General features: G+C 41.9%; 13 protein-coding genes. 8 read left to right on the top strand and 5 right to left on the bottom strand.

The features are described 5' to 3' along the window. Positions 1-100: 100 nt before the first annotated feature. A complete protein-coding gene (locus V7K60_RS01045; protein WP_334922235.1) occupies positions 101-835 on the top strand; it encodes a hypothetical protein in 735 nt (244 codons plus the stop codon). A 208-nt stretch (positions 836-1,043) separates the two neighbouring features. On the opposite strand, the gene lspA is transcribed toward V7K60_RS01045, so the two are convergent. Next, entirely contained in the window at positions 1,044-1,520 is a 477-nt protein-coding gene (lspA, locus tag V7K60_RS01040) for a signal peptidase II (RefSeq protein WP_334922234.1), read from the bottom strand. Between the two features lie 94 nt (positions 1,521-1,614). Continuing rightward, positions 1,615-2,202: a biotin transporter BioY gene (locus V7K60_RS01035; protein ID WP_334922233.1), complete on the bottom strand. Its 588-nt coding sequence runs from the start codon at positions 2,200-2,202 to the stop codon at positions 1,615-1,617. Between the two features lie 590 nt (positions 2,203-2,792). Here V7K60_RS01035 and pstS point away from each other — a divergent pair. The 5 genes from pstS (at position 2,793) to V7K60_RS01010 (ending at position 7,232) form a co-directional block, all read left to right on the top strand. Further along, complete coding sequence (pstS, locus tag V7K60_RS01030) at positions 2,793-3,974, top strand: phosphate ABC transporter substrate-binding protein PstS (RefSeq protein WP_334922231.1); 1,182 nt, start codon at positions 2,793-2,795, stop codon at positions 3,972-3,974. A 141-nt stretch (positions 3,975-4,115) separates the two neighbouring features. Further along, positions 4,116-5,066 carry a phosphate ABC transporter permease subunit PstC gene (pstC, locus tag V7K60_RS01025; RefSeq protein WP_334849092.1) on the top strand — a complete coding sequence of 317 codons (951 nt, stop codon included), beginning with the start codon at positions 4,116-4,118 and terminating at the stop codon, positions 5,064-5,066. A gap of 19 nt (positions 5,067-5,085) precedes the next feature. Beyond that, entirely contained in the window at positions 5,086-5,967 is an 882-nt protein-coding gene (gene pstA / locus V7K60_RS01020; protein WP_334922229.1) for a phosphate ABC transporter permease PstA, read from the top strand. Positions 5,968-6,023: 56 nt separating this feature from the next. After that, positions 6,024-6,830, top strand: coding sequence for a phosphate ABC transporter ATP-binding protein PstB (gene pstB / locus V7K60_RS01015; protein ID WP_292774531.1), 807 nt, complete (start codon positions 6,024-6,026; stop codon positions 6,828-6,830). 120 nt (positions 6,831-6,950) lie between these two features. Further along, positions 6,951-7,232 (top strand): hypothetical protein, encoded by a 282-nt coding sequence (locus V7K60_RS01010; protein WP_334922227.1) that lies wholly within the window; start codon positions 6,951-6,953, stop codon positions 7,230-7,232. A gap of 89 nt (positions 7,233-7,321) precedes the next feature. On the opposite strand, the gene V7K60_RS01005 is transcribed toward V7K60_RS01010, so the two are convergent. The 3 genes from V7K60_RS01005 to V7K60_RS00995 all read right to left on the bottom strand — a co-directional run bounded on the left by V7K60_RS01005 (position 7,322) and on the right by V7K60_RS00995 (position 9,198). Then, positions 7,322-7,825 carry a pentapeptide repeat-containing protein gene (locus V7K60_RS01005; RefSeq protein ID WP_334922225.1) on the bottom strand — a complete coding sequence of 168 codons (504 nt, stop codon included), beginning with the start codon at positions 7,823-7,825 and terminating at the stop codon, positions 7,322-7,324. A 43-nt stretch (positions 7,826-7,868) separates the two neighbouring features. Continuing rightward, complete coding sequence (locus V7K60_RS01000) at positions 7,869-8,435, bottom strand: Uma2 family endonuclease (RefSeq protein WP_334922223.1); 567 nt, start codon at positions 8,433-8,435, stop codon at positions 7,869-7,871. Positions 8,436-8,601: 166 nt separating this feature from the next. Further along, a complete protein-coding gene (locus tag V7K60_RS00995) occupies positions 8,602-9,198 on the bottom strand; it encodes a glyoxalase-like domain protein (protein WP_334922221.1) in 597 nt (198 codons plus the stop codon). Positions 9,199-9,394: 196 nt separating this feature from the next. On the opposite strand from V7K60_RS00995, the gene V7K60_RS00990 reads away from it, so the two are divergent. Together V7K60_RS00990 and V7K60_RS00985 are read left to right on the top strand one after the other, a co-directional pair. Next, on the top strand, positions 9,395-10,030 hold the full coding sequence (locus V7K60_RS00990; protein WP_334922219.1) for a sigma-70 family RNA polymerase sigma factor: 636 nt from the start codon (positions 9,395-9,397) through the stop codon (positions 10,028-10,030). A gap of 93 nt (positions 10,031-10,123) precedes the next feature. After that, complete coding sequence (locus V7K60_RS00985) at positions 10,124-11,203, top strand: tetratricopeptide repeat protein (protein ID WP_334922217.1); 1,080 nt, start codon at positions 10,124-10,126, stop codon at positions 11,201-11,203. Positions 11,204-11,287: the final 84 nt, after the last annotated feature.

The following is an 11,287-nucleotide window of genomic DNA, read 5'->3' as shown; positions in this document are numbered from 1 at the left end:
CATATTTTGAAAAAACCTAAATATCTCCATTTAGGAGGATTTTTTAAAACTTAGTTATCTGCTTTAATGGGGCGAATGTTCCGTTAAGGTTAATTACAGAATGATGGGAAAATCTCTGAGCCTGATTGGTACAGCTTTATCTTTGGCACTTACCACTAATATTGCTGTAGCCGAATCCAGTAAATCCCCCATAGCCCAATCTAGCAGCGACTCCACTAGCGCACCAACGGAAATCAAGATGTCGCCAGAAGGCATGAAAATTCTGTGCGATCATTTTCCGCTCAACTCTCGCTGTTCCGGCGGCACAGCAGCCACCCCTAGCGCTCCTGCGCCTAGTGCTCCTGGTAGCACTACAGTACCAGCAGAAACAACAACGCCTGATAGCACCACTCCCGAAACCACTCCAGCACCAGGAACCACCCCTCCTGAATCTAGCACTCCCGAAACCACTCCAGCACCAGGAAGCATAACCCCATCGGCACCTGGCGCACCTAGGAATTTAACTCCACCAGGAAGCTCAACCACTCCTGAAGGCACACCTAGCAACTTAACTCCACCAACAGGAAGCCCAACCACTCCTGAAGGCGCACCTAGCAACTTAACTCCACCATCAGGAAGCCCAACCACTCCTGAAGGCGCACCTAGCAACTTAACTCCACCATCAGGAAGCCCAACCACTCCTGAACAACCTGGCATCCCTGGTAGCACTACCGACCCAGGAAGCGCAACCCCACCAGAACAACCTGGCACTCCTGGCACTCCTGGCAGCAGTATTGAACCAGCTCCCAGTACTCCCGGCTCTAGTTCGCCAAAAACTCCTACCACAGGTAATTAAATTAAAAGCTGGGGCATAATCTAAATAATGGTTTGCTATCAGCGATCGTCGGTGCATCTTTCTTGAACTGTTGCACTAGTTATGCAAACTGGTGTTAGGTGAAAAATAAAAATTGATAAAACCTTATACGTAAAGTCTTTGCATATAAGACTAAGCAAGGGTTTCACTAAGTCAATAGCCTGGGATAATTAATCCCAGGCTTAATATTTTAATGGGATCTGCCAGTTGAAGTCGGTGTTTTTTGCAAGGAAGCAATTAACAGGCAAACAATACCGATACTAATAAATGAATCTGCCACATTAAATACAGCAAAGTTTATTAGGCGAAAATCAAGAAAATCAACGACATAGCCTAAAACAAAACGATCAATACCGTTGCCCATAGCTCCACCTAAAATCAAGCCATAGCCTAACTGATCCCACAAATTTAATGTTGGGCCAATTAACGCCAACGCTATCAATACTAAACTCACTCCTAAAGATAGCCAGCGCAACCACTCTACTTTCCCACTAAACAGACTAAAAGCCGCACCAGTGTTAGTGACATAGGTGAAGTGAAATATCCCAGGTAAGAGTGGTAGTGTCTGCCCCAAGCTAAAGCTTTGTACTACCCAGTACTTTGTTATTTGATCTAAGAAAAAAGCGATGAAGGCAGCGATCCAGAAAAGACGATTTTTTAAACGCATGGCAAATTAGTCATTGGTCATTGGTCATTGGTCATTAGTCATTGGTCATTGGTCATGAGCTTTTGACAAATGACAAAGGACAAATAACAATGAACTAATAAAACATTAAGTGACGCAATATATATGCTATTACAGTAACTGCACAGACCACAGTTAGTTGACCTGGTAGTGCAAACCAGGAGTATCTAAGCATTGCTTGCATCAAGGGTAGATTTTCTGTGCCTTTCCACTGAAAAAGATAGCTAATAATCAAATAAGTAATACCGCAGATGTGGAGAGTTAACAAGCCACAGACACAACTAAAGGCAAGAGTTTCTAGTCGAGGTCTTGCTTTAAAGGCAACTAAGCCACAAATCCAAGCTCCAGGAATAAAGCCTAGTAGATACCCAAACTGAGACAGCTTGACATAACCAATACCGCCGCCATCGGCAAATACTGGTAGTAAGGTTAGCCCCATGACTAAGTAGGCAATTTGTGAGAGCGCACCTGCATTTTTGCCCCCTAAACAACCCACCAACAATACTGCGCCAATTTGAAAAGTGACACCTAAAGAAAAAGTCTGAATTCCGTGCTGACTCCAAGTCCAAGGTAAGGTGATGCCATAAACTTCTAAGAACGTACCACCCATTGTCAGGAGTAAGCCAATCATAGACCATAGTAATTGATTGGAAGCAGCAAACATTTATCAGGCAACCAAAGAAAAGCAAAAGGGAAATCCAACAGCACCTAGTATATTCATTAATATTGAAATGAAATTTGTGCTTACATCTTAAGAACTAGCATATTTTCTTTTGCCTTTTTGGTATGTAATTTTTCAGTTCTACGAATTGCAAATGAAATATCTTATTGTCTGACTTTCTTGGCTAAGGCGTGCTGTGAATTCTGGTGTTTAACCTAAAATATGGTAAATTAACATTATTTATATTAGTATTTATACTAGTTTTGCAGAGGAGTACCTAAATTTGGCTACAAAGTATTGAATGCTTAATCTTAATTAATATTTATATACTTTTTCTATGAATTGACCAACTAAATTACACTATCAATAAAGTTTTGTAAATAAATACAAGAAACTTACTGTAGTAATATTTATATCTTAAACCTCAAGTAAAAGTATAAAATTTATCAATAAAAACTAGAAGCAAGGGTTGGCTCTTTATCAAAAAAACTAGTATCTTTATTGCTTTGTTAACCTTTCGTTAATCTCTATTGTTGTTCTTTGGGAGTATCTTAGAAACGCTCACCTGAAAAGTTACTAAAAAATTGATAGCGATGCTCTCACGTCTTAGTGCAACAAAAATTCATCGCCTCACAGGTTCAATTTCAGTGTTAGCACTGACAATCAGCCTAACAGCTTGTGGCGGACAGCAAGCACCAGATAATACAGCCACCAAGGATGCGCCTTCTGGCACTGCTACAGATACTACTGCTTCTAGCCCAGCTAAATTAGACCTTGGCGGAACCGTAAAGTTAAGCGGGGCTGGTGCGTCTTTTCCGGCACCACTGTACGATACCTGGTTCACAGATTTAAACAAAAAATATCCCAATCTACAAGTTGACTATGCATCAGTTGGTAGCGGTTCTGGAGTTGAGCAATTTATCAAAGGCACTGTAGACTTTGGTGCCAGCGATGTCGCAATGAAGGATGAAGAAATCCAGAAAGTACCAGCAGATAGAGGTGTTGTTTTACTGCCTGTGACTGCTGGTAGCATCGTGTTGGCTTACAACTTGCCTGATGTCCCAGAACTCAAGCTCCCACGAGCCGTTTACGCCGATATTCTACTAGGCAAAATCACGTCTTGGGATGATGCCCAAATTGCCAAGGCTAACCCAGGTGCAAAGCTTCCGAAAGAGTCAATCACAGTTGTTTATCGTTCCGATGGTAGCGGAACTACGGGTGTGTTCACAAAACACCTCAGCGCTATCAGCCCTGAGTGGAAGAGTAAAGTTGGTGAAGGTAAAACTGTCAACTGGCCTAAGGGAGTAGGTGCTAAAGGTAACGAGGGTGTTACTGCCCAAATCCAACAAACTCAAGGTTCCATTGGTTATGTCGAGTATGGCTATGCCAAACAAAATAGTCTCAAGTTTGCTGCTTTGGAAAATAAAGGCGGTAAGTTTGTTGTAGCTAGTGAAGAGTCAGCTTCTAAAACTCTTGAATCAGTACCTCTACCCGCAAATCTCCGCTCCTTCATTTCCGATCCCGAAGGGGCTGATTCCTATCCCATCGTCACTTACACCTGGATTTTGGCTTACAAGAAATATCCCAATGCGGCAAAAGCCAAGGCGATTGAAGCTGCGATCGAATACGCTTTAACTGATGGACAAAAACAGGCTAGTGCATTAGGCTATGTTCCTCTACCGCCAAATGTGATCACAAAAGTGGCTGCTGCTGCTGACCAAATCAGCCCAGAATACAAAATTTCTGTTGCTAGTGGTAGTAGCGCTAGCAAGTAAGCAATCAAACACGCCTATTCAGTAGTAACTTTGAACATGAAGTTACTATTGTATCAGTTTAAATAGATGATGAGGCGACAATTTTACTAATCTGGTTGCCTCCCATATTTTTCTCTGATTTAACTCTGAAAGTCGGTATTCATGACTACAAATTCTCAAAATCTGTCATCAGCGATGAAAAATCGCTCTGACGCCGAAAAATCCTTAGATTTGGGTTTTATTTGGCTGACTAAAATTTTCGCTTTTGGGGTTGCTGGGACTTTATTATGGATTGGGTCGCAGGTTGCAATTGCCTCTTGGCCTGCCATCCAAAAGTTTGGTGCTGGCTTTTTAGTCAACACCACTTGGAACCCGGTTAATGATAGCTACGGAGTTCTACCTCAAATCTATGGAACTCTCTTGAGTTCTTTTATTGGTTTGCTGATAGCAGTACCAATTGGGGTTGGTACTGCTATTGTACTGAGCGAAGATTTTTTGCCCGCTAAAGTGAAACTGGTACTGGTTTTTGCAGTAGAACTGCTGGCAGCTATTCCCAGCGTTGTCTACGGAGTGTGGGGTATTTTTGTTTTGGTGCCAATCTTAACCAACTTGGGAAAATGGCTCAATGGTTACTTTGGCTGGCTGCCATTTTTTAGCACTTCTCCTACAGGACCAGGAATGTTACCGGCGGGAGTCATTTTAGCAATTATGACTTTGCCCATAATCACAGCCTTATCCCGCGATGCTTTGATTTCTGTACCCCCAAGTTTGCGCCAAGCCTCTATAGGACTAGGAGCAACCCGCTGGGAAACGATTTTACAAGTTCTTATACCAGCAGCCTTTTCGGGCATAGTTAGTGCTGTGATGCTGGGACTTGGCCGGGCAATGGGAGAAACAATGGCTGTAACGATGTTAATCGGCAACTCCAACAACATCAGTCTTTCTCTTTTAGCACCAGCCAATACGATTTCTTCTCTATTAGCAAATCAATTTTCAGAGGCAAGTGGTTTGCAAGTTGCGGCTTTAATGTACGCGGCTTTAATTCTATTTTTTTTGACACTAGTAGTCAATATTCTGGCAGAGTTGATCGTTCTGAGAGTCAAGCGAATATAGCTTAGTTTTGGGTTAAATTATGACTTCTAATTTTCCAGAGCGCAGTTTAACTCGCTCCCCCACGTCTCAAAGGACACTGTTTAATACAGTGATGACTGTAGTCGCATTTACCTGCGGAGTATTGGCACTTTTACCTTTGCTAGCAGTGCTTTCTTACGTGATTATTAAAGGCTTTAGCAGTCTGAGTCCGGCTGTGTTTGTGGAATTGCCACCCAAAGCTCTGCAAAAGGGAGGAGGCTTTGGTAATGCAATTTTAGGTACGCTGCTGATGGTAGGAATTGCGGCCTTGATTAGTATCCCCTTTGGAGTTTTAGGGGCGATTTACATCACAGAATTTAGTTCGGCGAGAGTAGCTAGATGGGTGCGTTTTGCGGCTAACGTCCTTAGTGGAGTCCCCTCAATTATTGCTGGGGTATTTGCCTATGGGATTGTAGTTTTGACAATGGTAAAGTTGAACTTAGGATCGTATTCAGCTCTAGCTGGAGGGTTTGCACTGGCAATTTTAATGTTGCCCATTATTCTGCGAACGACTGATGAAGCATTGCAGTTAGTATCGCAAGATTTGCGACAAGCATCTGTAGGCTTAGGAGCGACTAACTTTCAAACTGTAAGTCAAGTAGTCTTACCAGCAGCTTTACCAGCTATTGTAACTGGGGCAACGCTAGCGATCGCCAGAGCATCTGGAGAAACCGCACCTTTGCTATTTACTGCTCTATTTTCTAACTTTTGGCCAGATGGTTTATTCCAACCAACAGCTTCCCTGGCTGTTTTAGTTTACAAATACGCCATTTCTCCGTTTAAAAATTGGCAATCTCTAGCTTGGGCAGCATCTTTAATTTTGGTATTGATGGTTCTAATCACAAGTATCATCGCTCGCTGGGCAACTCGCAAAAAAGCTTAGTAAACAATCATCCACAGTGCAAATCCCATCGTTTAAACCAACACTAGATTTAATTTATGGCTACCAACACTAGGACAGTGAATAACACTGAAACCGTTTTACGCACTGAAAATCTCAACGTTTACTATGGCAAGTTTTTAGCCTTACAGAATATTTGGCTAGATATACCGAAAAATCAGGTGACAGCTTTTATCGGCCCTTCTGGTTGTGGTAAAAGTACGTTGTTGCGATGCTATAACCGTCTCAATGATCTGATTGAGTCATTTCGGGCAGAAGGTAAAATACTTTTTTACGATAAAAATTTGTATGCATCTGACATCGACCCTGTAGAAGTACGTCGGAGAATTGGAATGGTGTTTCAAAGACCAAACCCATTTCCTAAATCAATTTATGACAATATTACTTTTGGAGCCAAAATCAATGGCTATAAAGGTAATTTGGATGAATTGGTAGAAAGCAGTCTCAGAAAAGCAGCTTTGTGGGATGAAGTCAAAGATAAACTACAGCAAAGTGGCTCATCTTTATCGGGTGGACAACAACAACGGTTATGTATTGCTCGCGCGATCGCAGTACAACCTGAAATTATACTGATGGATGAACCTTGCTCCGCTCTTGACCCTATTTCCACCTTGCGTGTTGAAGAACTGATTCACGAACTTAAAGAGCAATATACTATTGTCATTGTTACCCATAACATGCAGCAAGCAGCGCGTGTTTCTGATAAAACAGCCTTTTTTAATGTTCGGACTTCAGAGACAGGAACCCGTAATGGCTATATGGTAGAGTATGATGCAACAGAAGTAATTTTCAACAATCCTCAGCAGGAAGATACCAGAGATTACGTTAGCGGCAAATTTGGGTAAATATTTATTTTACATAGTTTATATTAAAGCAATGAGGGATACTCGGAAATTAAAGCTGTGCGATATTCCTCTATGTTTTTTATTTGAAGGATTTTTTCCTCCCCAACAAATTTCATCTTCATGCTGTCTGAAGTCTATTATTTAGTGCGTTCAAAAACTGACGGAAATTATCTTATAGCTCGTACTGATTCTGAAACATCGGGCTATTTATTGCTGTTTCAAGAAAACTTTGACGCCCTTAGCTATCTCAATACCCACGCAGCAGAAGTGGCAAATCGCTTTGCTGTAGAATCCATTGCGCGTACACAGTTGGGAAATTTGCTCAAACGCTGGGGTTTTAGCGGTGTGGGTATTGTGACTGACCCGTTATTGCCCAAAGTTGAGTTTTTACAGCACAGTTAAGCTTTACTTCCTCATTTGTTAATTGGATATTCTTTATCAATTTTGGGTTTTGTTCTTTAACTAGCGACGGCAGCGATCACACTAATTTCTTATTTATACCTATGGTCATTGCTCACAATACTTCCATCGGGCATGATGGTGTGATAAAGAATAGCATCATTGACATTACCATCAGTACTACCTGTCAAGTTAGCATAGCTGAGGTTAGCCCCATCAAAAATAGCAGCCTCCAGCTTGGTGTAAGAGAGGTCAGTGTCAATCAACAGAGCGTTCTCCAGAGAGGCGCTATACAGGTCAGCCCTATTTAGGTCAGCACCACTGAGATTAGCCCCACTCAGATTCGCACTCAGATGACTACCACTGAGATTAGCCTGTCTGAAATCAGTATTAATCATTTCAGTATCCTCGAAGTGAGTACCTGCCAAACAAGCCCCACAGAGGTTGGCATCCATTAGGTTTGCACCATCCAAGTAAGCTCTACTCAGATTAATACCACGCAAGTCGGTTCTACTCAAGTTAGCGTTAATCAAATCAACTCCAGTAAAATCTCTATCTCCAGCAGCATAACGCCTGAGCAATTCCTCGGCATCCATATCTCAATTCCAGCATTAATTAACATATTCAAAATATATGGTGTTAAGTGAATAGTTGTGCGATCGCACAAGTAAAATCAGGCAATATGGGTGAACTCAATTCATCACCATTGAATAACGTCCCAACTAACTTTAAACTCGCTTGTTCGCGTCTATATATTTCCACCTGTTGCTTACGCCAATCTACAATCCAATATTCTCTGACACCTCGTGATGAGTAGAGCTTAAGTTTTAGTTCTCTGTCCCGCTTTTCATTTTCACTACCAGCAGATAGCACCTCTACAACCAATTCTGGCGCACCTGTCAAATGCCCCGCCTCGTCTAGAAGTAAAGGCAATCTCTCGTTGCTAGCCCAGACAACATCAGGAATAACATTATCATTATCGCCAAAAATTATTCCTGGAGCAGGTACGACCTGTCCCAAAGAAGTAGCTTGTGACCAAATGTGCAATGGAGTAATAATTCTGACACAAGTTTTTTGATGATTCCAGTGAGGCGCTCTGGTCACAAATAATTCTCCGTCAATAATTTCATAGCGATTTCCGTTATCTGGAAACAACTCTAAGTCGGCGGTAGTCCAGCGCACTCTCTCAGATATCGGCTGGTTCATAAATCATCTCGGTTAGGGGATTTACCTATTTTAGCTTGGGTGGAAATGGGACATTAATTAGCAGCAGAGTCGGAAGTCAATCTAAATTCCAAAAATATTGGGTGGAGCGATGCCTACGACGGCAAGCTACGCCCCACCCAACCTAAAATAATTTAATCATTAACTACTAATTCGCTACCTCAGCCACCTCAATAACTCGCCCTTCATAGTCCTTAACCAAAAAGTTCAGGGGTTTGTGGTTACGAATCTTCAATTTCAAACCGCGCGTTTCGACTCGCATTAAAATCATTTCCAGACAGTCATGGTCAAAACAAACGTGGCGCTGCTGATTTTTGCTACCTAAACTTGCACCAGTAATGACGTGTAGCTGGGTGTTTTTCTTCAATTGATACCACAACCCATCGTTAGCATTATTCATCATTTTGCTAGACAAGCTCGGCCCGGTAGACATATATAACGGATCGATGCCAGTTGCGCCTATAGTTTGTTCGTAGTTGTAGTAGTAGTGCAATGGCACCTCAGCTGCTGGCAAATCTAGCAGCCCTTCATACAATTGTCGGGCAATCTCCAAATCTGACACCATTACAGTGTGTACTTTTGGGGCACTGGTGAGAAACATCCACATAGCACCAGCGTAAGCTGCTAGCAGCATCACCATAATGCCTTGGGTGGAGAACAGGCTATCTAAGGGCAGGGAAGGCAGAAAGGAGCCTAAAGTAAGAGGACTGAGCAGGAACGATACCACACTAACTTCTATAACCATGAACAAATAAGGATTCTTTAAGAGAGTTGATTTTATGATTGTCGATTAAGACTAAAATTAAGTCCTTGTTTCTAGTTTATCAATACTCAAGTAGTCTGAGTCTCATCTACAAACTGAGCAACACCAAGATATTATGCGATTAACTAGGGGAGTGCAATTCCCAAAACTATTTTAACAACTATCAACTCCAAGGCTTGTGCAAATTCCTCATTTTCCCGAAGCTAATCACCCGCTAGTGAAGTCGCTGTTCCATCACAGTGACCATGAACTACTGACTCTGTTTCAGCGCTATCCAGATGCCGGAAAGTACTTTACGGTGATTTTTTGTCGCTATAGCCCCATAGTCTACACCTTAATTCGGCATTCGGCGCGATCGCCTGTGCAGGCAGATTATCTGTTTGCCCTTACCTGGCGACATATTTATTACGAACTCGGTGGACTAAAGTTAACTGAGTCTGAATCAGGTGAGGAAACTTTGACCATGCAGAATTGGTTAATTAATATGACAGCTTTTTGTATAAATGAGATTAAACTACCACCCACAGAAGCAATTCATTATTCTCTGCAAGCGACTTCACCGCCGCTATGGTGTTATGTAGAACAGGCGTTAGACCAACTACCGCCTGTTTTACGATTAATTGTGTTGATGGCTCAAACTTTCCACTGGAGTGAAACTAGAATCGCTGCTTATCTACAAGCTGAAGGGGAAGCGATCACTCCTAATGAAGTAGCCAATTTTCTCCAAGAAGGCTATCGTATGTTAGAGGACAAATTGCCCACAGATATCCGCACCATATACTTTGGAGAAGATTTAATTCCATCAAAAGTTTAAGTATAAATGCGTATATTGATTGTCTTCAATTTAAAACATTAAAACTTTTTCTTAGACCTTCTACTTAAACCCGCAACTTTACGGGTAATTTTTATGAAACAACGGCTTGTATTTCCATGCCAAAAGGTAGGCATAATTTGTGTAGGTGCGGTTTCTTGTCCCCAGGTACTTTTACAGAGCTTTTTACTGTTTGCTTTTTTGCTGAGTTCTGTAGCGGGTGCGGTTGATATTACCGAACAACTCCACCGCCCTTTAAATGATTCCGTTGGGCGACAATCAAGAGATGAAGCAGACGGTTTGCTGCGTATTGCTGAACAAGAATACGCTTCAGGACATGGCGACAAAACAATTGTGTCTTGTTTGCGGGCATTAGAACTATATCATTCCATTGGCGACCTGAAAGCACAAGGTCTGACGTACAATTTGCTTGCTAAGGCTTATGTGCAGCTTGGTAGTTCAAAAGAGGCGGAAGATGCTTTCAGAAGAGGATTAGCGATCGCTCGTGATACTAAAGATTTCCAATCTCAGATTTTTGTGCTGAATAATATCGGCACATTTCTGCTGCAAAAAGGCGAATCTGCTGCTGCTGGTAAAACAATTGAAGATGCACTCGCAATTGCTCGCGGAGTCAAAAATATTGAAGGTCAAGGACTGTCTTTGAGTAATTTGGGTTTAGTAAGTGCCAGGTTGGGAGATTATAACAAGGCGATTAAACTGTACGAAAATGCTTTAATTTTCCGCCGTCAGACTGGCGATGCCATCGGTGAAGCAAATACCTTGAATAATTTAGGAGATGCTTATTTAGCATCTGGAAATTATCAAGATACCATTGCTACTTATGGTGAAGCAATGCAGACAGCTAAAACCAACCGCGATCGCACTAATCAATTACGAGCAATTGACGGTTTAGTTACGGCTCACACTGCTGTAGGACGTTACGAACGCGCCTTTGACTTATTAGAGCAGCGTTTAGCACTCGCTAAAGAATTACAAAATTTATACGAAGAATTAAAATCTTTTGCATCTTATGCTCAGTTATATAAGCAACAAGGTAATTATTTAACTGCCCGCAATTTTTACGAAAGGGCAATTATACTGGCGCGGACATTGCAAGACAGCAAGCAAGAAGTGCAATTGCTGGATCAGTTAACTAAAATGCTTCAGCGAAAGTAGTTAAAAGGGCGGTTGGAAACCACGTCTACACAGGCAAAATCGACCTACGTGGGTTATAAAAGCTTGATTTTCTCTAGCCCAGGT

The sequence above is a fragment of the Nostoc sp. genome (assembly GCF_036917555.1).
Lineage (GTDB): Bacteria > Cyanobacteriota > Cyanobacteriia > Cyanobacteriales > Nostocaceae > Nostoc.
Note: the sequence above shows the minus strand (reverse complement) of the source record. Positions and strands in the feature narration are given on the sequence as shown.